Raw genomic sequence first — 16582 nt, 5'->3', positions numbered from 1 at the left:
TCAGGCCACTATCGCATGCCTCGCCCTGTCACGAGGGTGGAGGCATGCAGAGATTTCATGTCATCACCGGTGCGGGTGCGACGGCGAGCCGTACGGCGAGGCTGCTCGCCGACGACGGCGAGCGCGTGCGCATGGTCAGCCGCAAGGGAGCCGGACCCGAGCACCCGCTGATCGAGCGGGTCGCGGCCGACGCCTCCGACACCGCCAGGCTCGTCGAACTGCTCGACGGCGCCGACCATCTGATCAACTGTGCGGCCCCTGCCTACCACCTGTGGCCGGCGGAGTTCCCCGCGCTGGCGGCGTCGCTGCTGGAGGCGGCCAGGCGGACGGGCACGCCGTACGTGATGCTGGGCAACCTGTACGGCTACGGCCTCGTGGAGGGCCCGATCACGCCGGACCTGCCGCTGAGGGCGAAGGGCCCCAAGGGCAGGGTGCGGGCCGACATCTGGGAGTCGGCCGCGGCCTCGGGAGCCCAGGTGACCGAGGTGCGGGCTGCCCAGTTCTACGGCGCCGGAGTGGTGTCGGTGTTCAGCCTGATGGTCCAGCCGCAGGTGCTGGCGGGGGCACTCGCCCTCGTGCCACAGCCGCTCGACGTGCCGCACAGCTACTCGGCCGTCGGCGACACCGCCCGCACCCTGGTCGCCGCGACCAGGGACGAGAGGGTGTGGGGGCGGGCCTGGCACGTGCCGACGGTCACGCACTCGGTGCGTGAACTGGCCACCAGGCTGGCCGAGGTGGCGGGCGTTCCCGAGCCCAGGCTCGACCTCATGAACGACAGGGACATCGCGCTGCTCGCGCTGACCGACGCCTTCTGGAGCGAGCTGAACGAGGTCCTGGTCAAGCCGGGACGCCCCTTCGTCGTGGACTACTCCGAGACCGAGGAGGTGCTGGGGGTCAAGCCGTCGCCCGTCGAGGACGTGCTGGCCGAGGCCGTCCACGCCTCGTGAGCCCTGACGAGTTTGCCCCACAGCAGTGACCTGTCGGCGGCGGGAAGGTCGAGGCCGAAGACGTCCTCAAGGGCGTGGAAGTAGTCGGCCGCGCTCTCCATCGTGGTCGAGCCGCCGCCGTCGGCGCCGATCCTGGTCAGCACGAGGCCGCGCAGGATGTCGACGCCTGAGGCGTCCCTGCGGTTGAGCGTCGCCACCCTGACGAAGCCGGACGTCGGCGAGGTGGACAGCTCCTCGTGCATCGCCTCGAACTCCGACATCTCCGCCGGCTTCATGCCGAAGTCCATGCCGACGAACGAACCACGTGGATCGTGGTCGAAGCGCCACCCGCCGGGCGCGACCTCCGAGGGCCGCAGGCCGTACTCGAAGGGGCCCTGCCGGTAGCGGCCCTCGACCAGCGGCAGCGGTTCGTGCAGCGCGTCGCCGAGCCCCGCGTCGACCAGCCACTCGTCCGGACCGTCGGACGAGGGCAGCCGTACGGTCAGCACCAGATGGTTGCCGGTGACGCCGGGCTCGGTGCCGTGGTTCTGCACGCCGCCGACATGCCTGGTCACCTCGTAGCCGAGCGCGGCGAGCAGCGCGGACAGGGCGCCGTTGAGGTGGTAGCAGTAGCCGCCGCGCCCGCTCAGGATCCGCGCCGCCGACTCGGCGGGCTCGACCGTGGTCGGCCGGTCGAGCCAGATCTCCAGCGCCTCGTACGGCACGCGCTCGACGTGCGCGGCGTGCAGCGCGCGGAGGTGGTCCACGGAAGGAGGCGCGCTCTCGAGGCCGAGCCTGCGCAGATAAGCGGTGACGTCCACGACGGACAAGTCTGCACGGGATGTGCACATCTTGGGGAGTGTCGTCTGCACACGTCCCTTCTACGCTGCTGTCCGTGGCAGACCAGCGACGCATCCTCGTGGTCGAGGATGACGAGACGATCGCGCTGGCCGTACGCAACCGGCTGGCCGCCGAAGGCTTCGACGTGCGCGTCGCGGGCGACGGCGAAGCGGCCCTCATCGCGTACGGCAGAGCGGAACCCGACCTGGTGATCCTGGACCGGCTCCTGCCGGGACTGGACGGCCTGGAGGTGTGCCGCAGGATGCAGGCCGCGCGCCCTGTGCCCGTGCTCATGCTGACCGCGCTCGGCGAGGAGACCGACGTGCTCGTCGGGCTCGGCGTGGGCGCGGACGACTATCTCGCCAAGCCGTTCAGCATGCGCGAGCTGGTGGCCAGGATCCACGCGCTGCTGCGCAGGGTCGAGCGGGCCGCCCAGCTGGCGATCGAGGACACCGTGATCAGGGTGGGCGAGGTCGAGATCGACACCGCGGCCCGTAGGGTGTTCGTTCGCGGCACGGAGGCGCAGCTCACCCGCACCGAGTTCGACCTGCTGCGCCGCCTGGCCGAGCGGCCGGGCCAGGTCTTCGAGCGCGACAGGCTGCTCTCGGACGTCTGGGGCTTCTCCGAGGCGGCCGCCACCAGGACCGTCGACAGCCACGTGCGCGCCCTGCGCCGCAAGCTCGGCTCCGACGTCGTGCGCACCGTGCACGGCGTCGGCTACGCCCTGGTGCGCCGATGAGACCACTCGACTTCCTCGGCCGCATCAAGGTCAAGCTGGGCATCGTCATCGTCCTTGCGGTGGGCACGGCGTTCGTGGTCAACGAGGTCGGGCTGAACGCGGGGGCCTCCCGCGAGGTCAGGATCGCCGTCGCCAGCATCCTCGCCCTGATCATGGTGCAGGTGCTCGCGCACGGCATGACCAAGCCGCTGCGCCAGCTCGCCTCCGCGGCACAGACGGTCGCGAAGGGCCACTACTCGCTGCGCGTCCGCGCCACCTCCCGCGACGAGGTGGGCGAGCTGGCGAGGGCGTTCAACGCGATGGCGGCCGACCTCGGCGAGGTGGACAGGCAGCGCCGCGAGCTTGTCGCCAACGTCTCTCACGAGCTGCGCACGCCCATCACGGGCCTGCGCGCGGTCCTGGAGAACGTGGTCGACGGCGTCTCCGTCGCCGACCCCGTCACCATGGGCACGGCTCTCGCCCAGACCGAGCGCCTGGGCCGCCTGGTCGCCCAGCTCCTCGACCTGTCACGGCTCGACTCGGGCGTGCGCCTCCTGGAGGCGGAGCCGGTCGCGCTGGAGCCCCTGCTCGAACAGGCGGCCCGCGAGGCCGCCATGGCGCGGGACGACGTCACCATCACGCCCGTCTGCGCGCGGGGCCTGGTGGTGCGGGCCGATCCCGACCTGCTGGCGCAGGTCCTGGCCAACCTCCTCGACAACGCGGTACGGCACAGCCCCCGCTCCGGCCTGGTCACCCTGTCGGCGCACAGGCACGGCACAGGGGTGCGGCTACTGGTGGCCGATCGGGGCCCAGGGATCCCGGAGGGGGCGCGGACCAGGGTGTTCGAGCGCTTCTCCAGGCTCGACGCGGCGAGGGCGGCCGACGCCGGGGGATCGGGGCTGGGCCTGGCGATCGTGAAGGAGATCGTCGAACTGCACGGAGGATCCATCCGCATCGACGACGGCGCGGGGTGCCGCATGGTCGTCGACCTTCCAGAGAGGATCACCATGGAACCCGACATGGCGCGACTGGGGATCGCCCACACCCCCGAGGGGGGACAGGCGGACCTTCAGGACAAGGAGAGCGAGCCGGCGGAGGAGGTCCCCGCCGAGGCGAAGGAGCCCTTAGCGCCGTGGCCGGAGCCGGTCGCGACCTGGCAGGTCCCGCTCCAGCCGCAGCCAGGCCCGGCGGGCGGCGTGGGGCGCGTCATGTTGTGGACCGTGATCGGCCTGGGGGTCGGTTTCCTCATCGGCCTGTTCCTCGCCTTCTTCATCGGGCTGTTCTTCGGGAGCGCGGTGGGAATCCTGGCGATGCTGGTGGTCAGCGCGGTGGGGGCGGCCGTCGGCTCGGCGATCGGTTCGGCCAGGGGGCAGGCGCCCGCTCCGGTGCATCCCGCGATGACCCACCAGCCGCCGCCCCCGCAGGCGGCGCCCGTGCCTGGACCCGCTCCCGCCGGGGCCGGGGTCACGGGTCCCGCGGTCGAAGGTCCCACGACCGGCGGCCCAGCGACCGGGGTCCCAGCAGCCGGAAGCCCTGCGGCCGGGGGTCCTGTGGCAGGGCGGCCCGTGGGCGAGAGCCGGCCGGCCGGGGGCGTCCTGACCGGGGGCCAGCCGTACGGGCCGAGGCCGCCCGCGCCGCCGTACGTGCCGCCGCCGCTCTTTCCCAGGCCCGAGCTTCCCGACACGCCGCGCTGGCTGCTGCCCGCCGCGCTAGGGGTGGGCGTGTTCGCCGCCGTCGCGCTGCCGTACGCCAGGGCGGGTCTGGGCATCGCGCTGGTCGCGCTCGTGCTCGGCGCGGCCGCGCTGCCCGCCGTCCTGCGCAGGGTCACCCCGTGGACCGCCGCGTTCGGCCTCGTCGCCTACGCGCTCGTCGCGATGGTCGCGGTCAGGGACGCCGACTGGCTGGTGCCGCCGCTGCTGGCGGCCGCCTTCGGACTCGGCGCCATTGCCGTCTCCGGCGCGGGCCGCGGCTGGCTGGCGCTGATCAGGGGCGGCATCTCGGTGGCGCTGGCCGTCTTCCCCGTCCCCTGGTTCCTCGCGGGCCCCCTCAAGACGCTGACCGTACGGCGGCGCGTCATGCCGCTGGTGGCGGGGCTCGCCATCACCGCCGTTCTCCTGGTCATCTTCGGCCTGCTGTTCGCCTCGGCGGACAAGGTCTTCGCCTCCTTCGTCGACCGGCTGTTCACCGCGCCCGACTGGGTGGGCACGCTCCCGCTGCGGCTGTTCGTCTTCGCGGTCTTCGCCGTGCTGATGGCCGCGGCCGTCCTGGTGGCCATGCGCCCCGTCTCCGACCCGGTCAGCCCCTCGTTCAGGACCAGGCTGAACCGCAGCCTGTGGGTGGTGCCGCTCACCGGACTCAACCTGCTGTTCGCCGCGTTCGTCGCCGTCCAGGTCACCGCGCTGTTCGGGAGCAACGCCTGGCTGCTGCGCACGACCGGCCTCACCTACGCCGCCTACGCGCGGCAGGGCTTCTTCCAGCTCATGGTGGTCAGCATCTTCGTGCTCGCCATCGTCGCCGTGGTCAGCAGCGTGGTGCGGGCCGAGCGCGGCGACCGCTGGGCGCTGGCGATCCTGCTGGGCGTGCTGTGCGCGTTCACGCTGGTCATCCTGATCTCCGCGATGCACCGCCTCGACCTCTACACCGACGCCTACGGCCTGTCGCGCCTGCGCGCCTCGGTCGCCGCGACCATCTGGTGGCTCGGCGCGGTGTTCGCCGCCGTCCTCGTGGCCGGTGGCGTACGGCTGGCGGGCCGCGGCTCGGCGTGGCTGCCGCGGACCCTCGTCCTGATCACCGGGGTCGGCCTGCTGACGTTCGCCGCCTGGAACCCCGACCTCCAGGTCGCCAGGACCCAGGTCGAGATCAGGGGAGTGGAGCGCATCGACCAGGACTACGTCGGCGACCTCGGCGCGGAGGCCGTCCCCGAGCTGGACCGGCTCCCCGAGCCGTTGCGCAGCTGCGTCCTCGCCGACGTGGTCCGCGTCAACGGCCTGGCCGAGCCCGACCCGTGGAACGGCTGGAACCTCGCCAGGGCCGAGGCCCGCGCCCTGCTCGCCGAGCACCCCGTCCTGCCGAACACGACGTGCGCCACCCGCTCAGGAAGGAGCTGACCCTCGCAGACCGGTTGGGGCGCAGCGTGCCCTTGGCGTAGGCGACGCGGTGGCTGCCGAAGGGGACGTCCCGCGCCTCGGCCGGGCTCGTCGCGGCGCCCGTCGGGGCGGGCTTCGGCTCCTCCGCAGGGGAGCCGAAGCCCGCGCTTCCCACGAGGACGAAGCGGCGGCGAGTAAGGCCACGGCGCGCATGAAACTGCTTGAGTAAAGGGATAGAGGTCCCGCAACCTGCATTTCACCCGTGAAATGCGCCGCAGGAAATGCAGCAAATCAGAGTAATGGTTGAATCTTCGTGTGACGTTCGACGTGGTCATCAGTGGTGGGCGGGTGCTCGACGGCACCGGGGCTCCGGCGTTCAGGGCGGACATCGGGATCACCGGCGAGCGGATCACCGCGATCGGGCGGCTCGGAGAGGCTGAGGCCGGGCAGGTGATCGACGCGACGGGACAGCTGGTCATGCCCGGGTTCATCGACTGCCACGCCCATGGCGACGCGCTCGTCTTCGACGCCCAGGTGCAGCTGGCGGCGCTGCGCCAGGGGGTGACGACGTTCGTCCTCGGCCAGGACGGCCTGTCCTACGCGCCGGGCTCGGCCGCGACCGTCGGCTACGCCACCCGCTACTTCGCCGCCGTCAACGGGGTGCACCCCTTTCTCGACGACGCGGCGAGCGTGGCCGACCTGCTGGCCGGATACGACAGGGCGACCGCGCTCAACACCGCCTACCTGCTGCCGCACGGCACGATCCGCTACGAGGTCATGGGCGCCTCCCCCGCGGAGGCCTCACCCGAGCAGCTGGCCCAGATGCTGGGCCTCGTCGAGCGCGGGCTGTCCGAAGGGGCGGTCGGGCTGTCGAGCGGCCTGGAGTACCTGCCGGGGCGCAACGCCTCCTCCGCCGAGCTCGCCGCGCTCTGCCGGCCGCTGGGCGCGCTGCCGTACGTCACCCACATGCGCGCCTACGGCACCGGAGCGGGCGTCGGGATGGCGGAGGTGGTCGAGATCGCCAGAGCGTCGGGCGCGCCGATGCACGTCTCCCACCTGCACGGCCCCGCCGACGTGCTGCTTCCGCTGGTCGAGGACGCGCTCGCCCGCGAGATCGACCTCACCTTCGACACCTACCCCTACCTGCGCGGCAGCACGATCCTCGCGATGATCGTGCTGCCGCCCCAGGTGCCGGCCGCCGAGGTGGACAGGGCGCTGGACGTGCTCGAGTCGTCCTCGCTCGCGGACTGGTGGCCGACTCTCGAGGGCCTGTGGCCGCGGCTGACGGTGTCGCACGCGCCAGGCGAGGAGTGGGCCGAGGGGCTGACCATCGTGGAGGCGGCGGGCCGCAAGGGGGTCACGTCCGCGGAGTTCTGCCGCAGGCTGCTGGTCGACACGCGCCTGGAGGCGGGATGCGTGGTGGCACGGCCCGACGAGGGACCCGAGGGGGAGGAGTCGGTACGGCGGATCCTGCGCCACCCCGCGCACACCGGCGGCTCCGACGGGATCTACGTCGGCGGGCACCCGCACCCGCGGGGCTGGGGGGCGTTCGCCCGCTTCCTCGGGGTGCACGTCAGGGAACTGGGCGACTGGACGTGGGCGCAGGCCGCGGTCCACCTGGCGTCGCATCCGGCGCGCCGGTTCGGACTGCTCGACAGGGGGCTGCTGCGGCCTGGACTGGTGGCCGACGTGATCGTGGTCGACCCGAGGACGGTGGCCGACCTGGCGACGTACGCCGCGCCGCGCACTCCGGCGACGGGGATCGCGGAGGTGCTGGTGTCGGGGGTGCGGGTGCTGTCGCGCGGGGCCCTGACCGGGCTCACTCCTGGGCGTGCCCTGCGGCCCACCGGGTGATCGTCCAGGATCGTCGGCGCGCCGTTGCGGCGCCCGGCCCCGCGCGCCCGAGGAGCGTCCCTTCGGGGGACGCGCGCCGGTGACCGCGGGGGCGCGTGGGGCGGCTTGCCGTACAGGATGGGACGGGAGAGTTCCGTGAGATGGCGGACCGCGGCGGAAAGGTAGGGTCTGTGCGATGAAGGGGATTCGGTCGGGGGCGGACTTCCTGGGACAGCCCGTGTTCGGCGGCGCGTTCACCTTCCCGCTGATGGTGGTCAAGCGCACCGCGCTCGAGCACGACATCGCCACCATGGCCGCCTTCACCCGCGACCACGGCATGTTGTTCGCGCCCCACGCGAAGACCCACATGTCACCCGAGATCGCTCGGATGCAGCTCGACGAGGGTGCGTGGGGGCTGACGGTCGCGACCCCGAGCCAGGCCATGACCGTGCGCGGATTCGGCGCGTCGCGCATCATGGTCGCCAACCAGGTCGTCGACCCCGCCGGGCTGGCCTGGGCCGCCGCCGAGCTGGACCGCGACCCCTCCTTCGAGTTCGTGAGCTTCGTCGACTCCGGGGCGGGGGTCGACATCCTGGCCGGGCACGCGGGGACACGGCCCTTCCCCGTGCTGGTCGAGCTGGGTCACCACGGCGGCCGAGCCGGATGCAGGACGCTCGAGGGCCTGCTGGACCTCGCGGCCTACGCCCAGGCGACCGAGGGCGTGGAACTCGCGGGCGTGGCCGGGTACGAGGGGGCGCTGAAGACAGCGGAAGAAGTCAGGAAATATCTGGCGATACTGCAGAACGCCGTCGAATACCTTCGGGCGCCGATCCTCAGCGTCGGCGGCAGCCAGTGGTTCGACGTGATCGGCCGCGAGCTCGTCACCGCCCAGACCAAGATCATCCTTCGGGCCGGCGCCTATGTCACCCACGACGACGGCTACTACCGCGACCGCACCCCCTTCAACCGCGTCGAGGGCTCGCTCGAGCCCGCCTTCGAGATCTGGGCGCACGTGCTGTCCACCCCCGAGCCCGACCTGGCGATCATCGGCATGGGCAAGCGTGACGCCCCCTACGACGAGGGCCTGCCCGTCCCGCGCAGACCCGGACTCACCGTGGTGAAGATGCAGGACCAGCACACCGTCGTCCAGGGCAGGCTCGACGTGGGCGAACTGGTCGCGTTCGGCATCTCCCACCCCTGCACCGCCTTCGACAAGTGGCGCGTGCTCCCGCTCGTCGACGACGACTACACCGTCGTCGGCACGATCAACACCCACTTCTAGGGAGATCCGGTGAAGAAGGAACTCAGGACCACCGAAGGTGCCGCCCCCGTCGGCGCCTACTCGCAGGGCCTCGTGGTCGGCGACTTCGTCTACACCTCGGGCATGGGCCCGCTCGACCCGCAGACCGGCGAGATCGTCGGCGACGACATCGAGACCCAGACGCACCAGACCATGAAGAATTTGGGCGCGATCCTCGCCGCCCACGGCCTCGGCTTCGACGACGTGGTGAAGTCGACCGTCCACCTGCAGCACCTGCACCGCGACTTCCCGGCCTACAACGAGGTCTACAAGTCCTACTTCACCCAGCCGTACCCCGTCAGGACCACGGTGGGCTCGGAGCTGATGAACATCCTCGTGGAGATCGACTTCGTCGCGCACAAGAGCGCGTAGGGTTCGCCTGTGGACAGTTCCGTGTACGTCTTCGCCGAGGATCTGCGCAGCGAGGGCATGGAGAAGGTGCTCGACAGGATCCGCGGTTACGGCGTGGGCGGCGCGACCGTCGGCGTCGTGCACCACCGCACCCGCGACGTCACCCCACACGGGCTGTCCAGGCTCACCCTCCGCCAGGACGGAGCGCACTTCCCGCTGCCCGAGGACCTGTTCGGCGAGCTGCGCCTGCTGCCCGCCCCCGGCTACCTCGACGTCCTCGAAGGGCTGCGCGAGGCCTGCTCTTCGCGCGGCCTGAAGTTCCACGGCTGGACGGTGTTCCTGCGCAACGAGTCGATCGGGATCGAGCATCCCGACGTGACCGTGCGCAACTGCTTCGGCGACCGCGGCTACCCGACCGACCTGTGCCCCGCCCACCCCGACGTCAGGCTCTACGCCGTCGCACTGGCCAGGGCCGTGGCCAGGCTGGGCGTCGACAGCGTGGTCGCCGAGTCGCTGCACTACCGCCCCCTCAAGGCCGAGCGCTCGTTCGTCCCGCTCGGGCCCATGGACGCCTACCTCATGGCCCTGTGCTTCTGCGACTTCTGCATGCGCAGGGCGAGCGACCTGGGCGTCGACGCCGAGGTCGCCCGCGACGAGTGCTCGCGCATCGTCGGCGCCGTCCTGGACGGCGAACCGCCCGCGCAGGGCGAGGTGACCAGGGCGGCGCTGACCGCCTACGCCGGGCCCGACGTCGTCAACTACGCCCGCGCCCGCTCCGAGACCGTCACCTCACTGGTGTCCGAGGTGTCGGCCGCCGTCTCCGCCGAGGGGTCGCAGCTGACGTTCGTCGACGCCACGGGCGCGGTCAAGGGCTACAAGCACGGTCTGCCCTCGCCAGGCCTGGCCGCCCACGACGCGTGGCAGCTCGGCGTCGACCTGGTGGCGCTCGGCGACCTCGTGCCGTCCTTCGGCGTCCTGGCCTACGCCCGCGACGCGGCGAGGGTCGCCGACGACGTGGCCGCCTACCTGCGCTCGGTCGGCAAGGACCGCGAGGTGCGGGCCGTACTCCGGCCGGGAAACCCCGACAGCGACACCACCGACAGGCTCATCGCCAAGGTCCGCGGCGCCAAGGCGGCGGGCGCCGCCGCCGTCGACTTCTACGCCTACGGGCTGGTGCCGTACCCGGTGCTGGACCGGATCCCCGCCTCGCTCAGCTGAGGCTGCCGAGGAGCGTCGGCAGCGCCCTCTCCAGCTCTCTGGTCCAGTACGGCCAGCGGTGCGTGCCCGGGCCGTACAGGTTCGCGGTGACCTCGACGCCCGCCTTCCGCGCCGCCACGACGAACGCGCGGTTCTCCCTCTCGATGAACTCCTCGCCGCCGTCCTTCCGCGTGTTCCTGCCGTCGAGCGGGCCCGGCTCGCCGTTGCCGCACGAGACGTAGACGGGGATGCCCCTCAGCTTCCCGGCGAGGGCGGTCGGGTTGTGCGCGGCCAGGTCGTCGCCCCACAGCTTGTCAGGGTCGTCGCCGGAGCGCGCGGTGAGGTGGTCGAGGTCCTGCCTGCTGACGTCGACCAGGCCGGAGAAGGAGGCGGCCGCCCTGAACATGCCGGGATGCCTGGCGGCATAGGACAGCGCGCCGAACCCGCCCATCGACAGGCCCGCGATCGCCCTCCTGTCGGTGGCGCCGTACCTCCGCTCGACGAGCTCGCGGACCTCGGTGAGGTGGAAGGTCTCCCACTGAGGGCCGTCGAGCCAGTCGCTGTAGAAGCCCGCGTAGCCCGCCTCCGGCATGACCACGATCGCGTCGGCGTCCCTGGTCACCTCGTCGGCGCGGCCGTCGCTCACCCACGCGGTGCCCGCGTACCTGCAGCAGCCGTCGAGCAGGTAGAGGACGGGCCAGGTGGTGCCTGGACGCCAGCCCGTGGGGAGCAGGACCTGGATCTCGGCCCGTCGGCCGACGGCGGGGGAGTCGACCTCCAGCGTGACCAGGCGGCCTTCCTTCTTCTCGCTGACGATGGCGAGCGACCCCGCGGCCTGCCGCGGGGTGCTTGGGACGGCCTTCGTGGGGCGCGGGTCGGTGCTTGGGATGGTGTTTGTCGGGCTCGGGGCGGTTTGGGCGCTTGTTGGCGCGGTGGCCCGGGTGGTGCCCGCGGGCGTGGCGGTGCACGCGGTGGCGGTCAGCACCGTGATCAGGGACGTGGCGAGCAGGCGTCGGATCACTGCGGCTCCTCGTCGAGAGTCGCGACACATCCTTCCTCGTCAGGATGGAGGTGTCACCCCGTCCAGCACCGCCGACACCGCCCGCTCGGCGAATCCCGGCTCCACCGGCGACCCCCTGAACACCACCCGCACCCACACCGCGCCCGCCAGCAGGTCCACGACCAGCATCGGATCGGTGTCACGCCCCAGCTCGCCCCGCACCCGCGCCCGCTCGAAGATCTCCTGTTCACGGGCGAACCTGTCGGCGAAGAAGCCCCGCACGTTCAACTCGGGATGGTGGACGGCGGCGCCCAGCGCGGCCACCGCGATGTCGCTCGACGGCGGCCGGGTGAGCAGTCCGATCATGCTGTCAACCAGGGCTTCGAGATCGCCGCGCAGCGTTCCGGTGTCGGGCGGGTCGAACGCCAGCGCGTCGGCCTCGATCAGGGCGGCGGCGAGGAGGGCGGGCTTGGACGGCCACCAGCGGTAGATGGTCGTCTTGTTGACGCCTGAGAGCTCGGCGACGCCTTCGATGGTCAGGCTCTCGTAGCCGCGCTGGGCGAGGAGCGTGAGGGTGGCGTCGAAGATCTCCTGCTGCCTGCGCGCTGCCATGCGGCCGATCGTAGCAACGCACCGTTGCGTGGCGCCCGCCGTACCATCCTCGGGGTCAGGCGGCGCGCCGTCCGGTGAACGCGGTCGCGACACCCAGCGCGATGTACACCACCCCGCTGAAGTACCGCAGCGCCCTGGCCCGCTTCGCCAACCGGCCGCTCAACGCCCCGGCCATGAACGCGTACACGATGTCCGACAGCAGCCCCAGCAGCAGCAGCGTCCCGCCGAACAGCACGATCTGCATCGCAGGAGAGCCCGCCTCCGTGTCCACGAACTGCGGCAGCAACGCGAGGAAGAACAGGATGACCTTGGGGTTCAGCACGTTCACCAGCACCCCTTCGAGGAACACCTTGCCCAGCGGCTGCGGCTCGGCCGTACGGGTCGTGAGCTCGTCCTTGCCGGTCAGCGTCCGCACCCCCAGGTACACCAGGTATGCCACCCCCGCCCACTTCACCACCCCGAACCACGTCGCCGACTGCGCGATCAGGTATGAGAGACCGCCCGCGGCGGCCGCGATGTGCACCAGCGTCCCCGTCTCCACCCCGAACGCGCTGGCCAGAGCCGCGGCCCTGCCCTGCGAGAGCCCGCGGGCGGCGATGTAGAGGTGGTTCGGCCCAGGGATGAGGACCAGCGTGAGCGAAGCAGCGAGAAAGAGCAGCATGTGCGTACCGTATGGGGGCTTTGGTCCATGACTGGAGTCCAATGGGCGGCGGATTGTCTGGTCCAATCGGAGTGTCCGCCGCTCGTGGCATAGTGGCCGGGTGAACGGGCTACTGATCGGGCGATCCGCCGAGCTGGGCGGGCTCGTTCGCGTGCTCGAGAACGCTTTGAACGGCAGGGCGGGTGTCGCCCTCGTCGGGGGCGACGCGGGCATCGGCAAGACGCGTCTGGCCACCGAGCTGGTCGCCGAGGCGCGCAAACGCGGCCTCCGCGTCATGGTCGGCCAGTGCGCCGAGCTCGGCGACGCCCTGCCGTACCTTCCGCTGGCCGACGCGCTGCGCGACCCCGCGCTCGCCGAGGCCGTCGCCGCCCGCCCCATCCTCGGCCAGCTGCTCGGCGAGGACAGCGCCGCGGCCTCCTCGTCAGGGCTGACCCAGCAGCGGCTGTTCGGGTCGCTGCTCGGCATGCTGTCCGACGTCCAGCCCGTCCTCTTCGTCATCGAGGACCTTCACTGGGCCGACCGCTCCACCCGCGACCTGCTGGTCTTCCTCAGCCGGATGCTGCAGTCCGAGCGGGTCTGCGTCGTCGGCACCTACCGCACCGACGACCTCCACCGCCGTCACCCGCTGCGTCCCGTGCTCGCCGAGCTCAAGCGCCTGCCCTCGGTGACCGCCGTGGAGCTGCGCCCGCTCGGCTCCGGGGAGATGTCCGACTACGTGGCGACACTGGGGGAGGTGGGCGCGCGGGGTCTCGGCGAGATCGTCGCCCGCGCCGATGGCAACCCCTTCTACGCCGAGGAGCTGTTCGCCGCCATGGCCGGGGGCGAGGCCCTGCCCGACAGCCTGGCCAGCCTGCTCCTGTCCCGCGTCGAGCTGCTGTCCGAGCCGGGCCAGCGGGTGCTGCGCGCCGCCGCCGTCGCCGGCCGCAGGGTCGAGGACTCGCTGCTGCGCGAGGTCTCCGGGCTGCCCGTCGGCGAGTTCGAGGAGGCCGTCAGGGAGATCGTCTCGCGCGGGCTGCTCCTGGTCGACGGCTACGGCTACGCCTTCCGCCACGCGCTCCTGCAGGAGGCCGTCTACACCGACCTGCTGCCGGGCGAGCGCACCCGCCTCCACAACACCTTCGCCACGCGCCTCACCTCGCCCGCCGAGCTCGCCCACCACCACCTCGCGGGCCACGATCTCGTCGGTGCCCTCACCGCCTCCGCCGAGGCGGGCCGTATCGCCGAACGGCTCGGCGCCCCCGCCGAAGCCCGCCGCCACTACGACCAGGTCCTCGAGTTGTGGGAGCACGTCCCCGACGCCGAGCAGCGCGCGGGCGAGTCCAGGCGCGGCATCGCCATGCGCAGCGGCATCGCCGCCGCCGACAGCGGCGACAACCACGGCGCCATCGCCCGCCTGCGCGCCATCCCGCCCACCCCCGAGGTCCAGGAGCGCCTGGCCAACTACCTGTGGGAGACGGACCAGGAGGACGAGGCCATCGCCGTCGCCGAGTCCGCCGTCGCCACCGCCACCGAGCCCGCCGTCCTGGCCCGCGCCCTCGCCACCCTCGCCCGCTGCCTGGCCTGGAGCCACCGCCACGCCGAGCACGAGTCCCTCGCCGAACGCGCCCTGGCCACCGCCCGCTCGGCCGGCGCCGCCGACGCCGAGGCCAGCGCCCTGGTCACCCTCGCCTCCGCCGCCCAGCTGCGCGGCGAGTGGGTCCGCGCCGAGAACCTCTTCTTTACGGCTGCCGCCCGCACCTCGGGCAACCTCGCCATCGACCTGCGCGCCCTGTTCAACCTCACGCGCGTCCACTACGAGCTCGGCCGCCTCGACAAAGCCGCCGAGGTCGCCGACCGCGGCATCGCCCTGGCCGCCGAGACCGGGCTGTCCTGGAGCACCTACGGCACCGACCTGCGCTTCCTCCGCTTCCTCATCCACTACGTCTCAGGCCAGTGGGACGACGCCGAGGCCATGGCCGCCGGCTTCCCCACCCGCGTCGGCACCGTCCCCGAGTCCGTGCTGTCCTCGTTCGCGCTGTTCATCGAGGTCTCCCGCGGCCTGCCGGGCGTCGGCGAGCGCCTGGCCTGGCTCCAGCCATTCTGGCCGGACCCGCTCGTCACCTACATGTCCCGCGGCCTCGCCGCCGAACACGCCCTGTGGAACGGCGACCCCGCCGCCGCCCTCGAACACATCGAAGCGGTCATGGACACCCTCACCCCGAGCGACCCAGGCACCCTCCGCATCGCGGGGACCGGGCTGGCGGTGCTGAGCGAGTTGGGCCGTACCGAAGGAGCCGACGAGCTGATCGCCCGCGCCCGCTACGCCGCCTCCACCGGGCCCGACGGCGAGCGCGGTGAGATGGGCCTCGAAGGCCGCGCGTGGCGGCTGCGCGCCGAGGCGGAATGGTCACGCGCCCACGGCCGCTTCGACCCCGACCAGTGGCGCGAGGTCGTCGAGGCGTTCTCCTACGGGTTCGTCTACGAGGTCGCGCGATCACGCTGGCGACTGTCCGAAGCCCTGCTGGCCACCGGCGACAGGGCAGCGGCCCAGGAAGAATGGACGCTGGCCCGCGAGACAGCGGCGAAACTGGGCGCCACACCCTTCGCCACCGCGCTCGAAGCGTACGGCCGTCGCGCCAGATTCGTTGGAGCGACCTCGACAGGTGGTCTCACCGCCCGCGAGGTGGAAGTGCTGGGACTGGTCGCCGAAGGGCTCGGCAACCGCGAGATCGGCGAGCGGCTGTTCATCGCGCAGAAGACGGTGAGCGTCCACGTCTCCAACATCCTGGGCAAACTCGACGCCTCCACCCGCACCCAGGCAGCCGCCATCGCCCGCAAACAGGGCCTCCTGCCCTAGCTAGGCCTTCGCCCCGGCGGCCAGCTTCCTGACGACCTCTATCAGCTCGGCGGGATCGAACGGCTTGGTGAGATAGGCATCGACTCCGATCCCCATGCCGCGACGCCTGTCGGACTCCTGGGCCCTGGCGGTGATGAGAACCACCTTGATGTGCGCCGTGCCCTCCCCCGTCCGCAACCTCGACGCCGTCTCCCAGCCGTCGAGGCGCGGCATCATCACGTCGAGCGTGATGACATCGGGCATCACGTCCATGACCCGATCCAGGCAGTCCTGCCCGTCGGTCGCGGTCGCCACCTCGAACCCCTCGAGGGTCAGATTGACCGCGATGAGCTGCCGGATGACCTCGTCGTCGTCTACTACCAGTACCCTGCCCAGATCCTCGCCCACGGCCGCCAAGGTAACCCGTGGAGAGGGGGGCACGTGCGGTTTTCGATGGATGTGTGCCGGGAGCTTTAACGTGGTGCAGAGTGGTGGGCGGATGCTGGTAACGTTGTCAGTCGTCGAGCCCCCTTAGCTCAGGGGATAGAGCACCGGCCTCCGGAGCCGGGTGCGCAGGTTCGAATCCTGCAGGGGGCACACTCGACCTACCTAGCGATACGCGCACTGACCTGCAGAGATGCAGGTCTTTTGCGTTTCTGGGGTGTGCCAACGCATGCGGCCGACGGCAAGCAGATGCCCATGATCACGTACCAGCCACGTACCGATCTTGGTCGCGATCTGATGGCCGTGGAGCAGCACGCCACCTCAGCGCCGTACCGACGCAACTCACACCCCAGCGTCTCCAGCTCCGCGCTCATCTGTGACGGAGACGACAAAGGGCGCCGCGAGCGATCCACCAGCCCGGCCAGCCCGGCGACCCGATGCCGAGACACCCACCGCGACAATGTCTGCCCGGCCACCCCCGGCCTCGCCGGCGACCTGAGTCACCGACCCACCGGCCAGCACAGCCAGAACCGCCCGATACCGCTGCTCGACAACGGACATATCCACCCGGGCCCATCCCGGCCTCCTGATGCGCGACGCCGCAAACGACGCACGAAAGATCGGCCGACAACGGCACCTGTTAAACATGTCCTGGGACTGACGTGTCAAGCATGTCCCGGGACAGGACAAGCCGGTCAGGCCACTGTCTAGACCCACCTGATGCTTGACGGTTCGGTCCCAGGACATGCTTGACGGTTGCCCTTGATTTCATAGGGCGGCCTTGCGGGGCCGGTGGGCT

General features: G+C 71.6%; 14 protein-coding genes and 1 tRNA gene. 9 read left to right on the top strand and 6 right to left on the bottom strand.

The window, feature by feature from the left end; all coding sequences use genetic code 11:
* The first annotated feature begins 44 nt into the window (after positions 1-44).
* The gene (locus AB0B45_RS29245; RefSeq protein WP_358136862.1) at positions 45-947 is read left to right on the top strand and encodes an NAD-dependent epimerase/dehydratase family protein; all 903 of its coding nucleotides are present in this window, start codon (positions 45-47) and stop codon (positions 945-947) included.
* On the opposite strand, the gene AB0B45_RS29240 is transcribed toward AB0B45_RS29245, so the two are convergent.
* A complete protein-coding gene (locus AB0B45_RS29240; RefSeq protein ID WP_358136860.1) occupies positions 866-1747 on the bottom strand; it encodes an arylamine N-acetyltransferase in 882 nt (293 codons plus the stop codon). The two genes, AB0B45_RS29245 and AB0B45_RS29240, sit on opposite strands and share 82 nt — an antisense overlap.
* A 98-nt stretch (positions 1748-1845) precedes the next feature.
* Here AB0B45_RS29240 and AB0B45_RS29235 point away from each other — a divergent pair, with 98 nt between their 5' ends.
* The 6 genes from AB0B45_RS29235 (at position 1846) to AB0B45_RS29210 (ending at position 10272) form a co-directional block, all read left to right on the top strand.
* Positions 1846-2505 (top strand): response regulator transcription factor, encoded by a 660-nt coding sequence (locus tag AB0B45_RS29235; protein WP_358137291.1) that lies wholly within the window; start codon positions 1846-1848, stop codon positions 2503-2505.
* A complete protein-coding gene (locus AB0B45_RS29230; RefSeq protein WP_358136857.1) occupies positions 2502-5591 on the top strand; it encodes a DUF4153 domain-containing protein in 3090 nt (1029 codons plus the stop codon). Before AB0B45_RS29235 ends, AB0B45_RS29230 begins: the two co-directional genes overlap by 4 nt.
* A 294-nt stretch (positions 5592-5885) precedes the next feature.
* Entirely contained in the window at positions 5886-7424 is a 1539-nt protein-coding gene (locus tag AB0B45_RS29225; RefSeq protein ID WP_358136854.1) for an amidohydrolase family protein, read from the top strand.
* Between the two features lie 175 nt (positions 7425-7599).
* Positions 7600-8685, top strand: coding sequence for an alanine racemase (locus tag AB0B45_RS29220; protein WP_358136851.1), 1086 nt, complete (start codon positions 7600-7602; stop codon positions 8683-8685).
* 9 nt (positions 8686-8694) lie between these two features.
* Complete coding sequence (locus AB0B45_RS29215; protein ID WP_358136848.1) at positions 8695-9075, top strand: Rid family detoxifying hydrolase; 381 nt, start codon at positions 8695-8697, stop codon at positions 9073-9075.
* Positions 9076-9084: 9 nt separating this feature from the next.
* Positions 9085-10272, top strand: coding sequence for a hypothetical protein (locus tag AB0B45_RS29210; RefSeq protein ID WP_358136845.1), 1188 nt, complete (start codon positions 9085-9087; stop codon positions 10270-10272).
* On the opposite strand, the gene AB0B45_RS29205 is transcribed toward AB0B45_RS29210, so the two are convergent.
* The 3 genes from AB0B45_RS29205 to AB0B45_RS29195 are packed head-to-tail and all read right to left on the bottom strand — an operon-like array spanning position 10265 to position 12524.
* Positions 10265-11272 (bottom strand): alpha/beta hydrolase family protein, encoded by a 1008-nt coding sequence (locus AB0B45_RS29205; protein WP_358136842.1) that lies wholly within the window; start codon positions 11270-11272, stop codon positions 10265-10267. The two genes, AB0B45_RS29210 and AB0B45_RS29205, sit on opposite strands and share 8 nt — an antisense overlap.
* Before the next feature lie 39 nt (positions 11273-11311).
* Positions 11312-11863, bottom strand: coding sequence for a TetR/AcrR family transcriptional regulator (locus AB0B45_RS29200; RefSeq protein WP_358136839.1), 552 nt, complete (start codon positions 11861-11863; stop codon positions 11312-11314).
* 55 nt (positions 11864-11918) lie between these two features.
* A complete protein-coding gene (locus tag AB0B45_RS29195; protein ID WP_358136837.1) occupies positions 11919-12524 on the bottom strand; it encodes a LysE family translocator in 606 nt (201 codons plus the stop codon).
* Between the two features lie 100 nt (positions 12525-12624).
* Here AB0B45_RS29195 and AB0B45_RS29190 point away from each other — a divergent pair, with 100 nt between their 5' ends.
* On the top strand, positions 12625-15360 hold the full coding sequence (locus AB0B45_RS29190) for an AAA family ATPase (RefSeq protein WP_358136834.1): 2736 nt from the start codon (positions 12625-12627) through the stop codon (positions 15358-15360).
* On the opposite strand, the gene AB0B45_RS29185 is transcribed toward AB0B45_RS29190, so the two are convergent.
* Positions 15361-15747, bottom strand: coding sequence for a response regulator (locus AB0B45_RS29185; protein WP_358136832.1), 387 nt, complete (start codon positions 15745-15747; stop codon positions 15361-15363).
* 117 nt (positions 15748-15864) lie between these two features.
* Between AB0B45_RS29185 and AB0B45_RS29180 the strand changes: the two genes are divergently transcribed.
* Positions 15865-15936 (top strand) — tRNA-Arg (locus AB0B45_RS29180).
* 8 nt (positions 15937-15944) lie between these two features.
* Here AB0B45_RS29180 and AB0B45_RS29175 read toward each other — a convergent pair.
* Complete coding sequence (locus tag AB0B45_RS29175) at positions 15945-16259, bottom strand: leucine zipper domain-containing protein (protein ID WP_358136829.1); 315 nt, start codon at positions 16257-16259, stop codon at positions 15945-15947.
* Positions 16260-16582 lie beyond the last annotated feature (323 nt).

It is taken from the genome of Nonomuraea sp. NPDC049152, assembly GCF_040648355.1.
Taxonomy (GTDB): domain Bacteria; phylum Actinomycetota; class Actinomycetes; order Streptosporangiales; family Streptosporangiaceae; genus Nonomuraea.
Note: the sequence above shows the minus strand (reverse complement) of the source record. Positions and strands in the feature narration are given on the sequence as shown.

Bases quoted from the DNA above. Each gene is read 5' to 3' on its own strand.
- AB0B45_RS29195 (WP_358136837.1), bottom strand. From the start codon at position 12,524: ATGCTGCTCTTTCTCGCTGCTTCGCTCACGCTGGTCCTCATCCCTGGG.
- AB0B45_RS29200 (WP_358136839.1), bottom strand. From the start codon at position 11,863: ATGGCAGCGCGCAGGCAGCAGGAGATCTTCGACGCCACCCTCACGCTC.
- AB0B45_RS29220 (WP_358136851.1), top strand. From the start codon at position 7,600: ATGAAGGGGATTCGGTCGGGGGCGGACTTCCTGGGACAGCCCGTGTTC.
- AB0B45_RS29245 (WP_358136862.1), top strand. From the start codon at position 45: ATGCAGAGATTTCATGTCATCACCGGTGCGGGTGCGACGGCGAGCCGT.
- AB0B45_RS29230 (WP_358136857.1), top strand. From the start codon at position 2,502: ATGAGACCACTCGACTTCCTCGGCCGCATCAAGGTCAAGCTGGGCATC.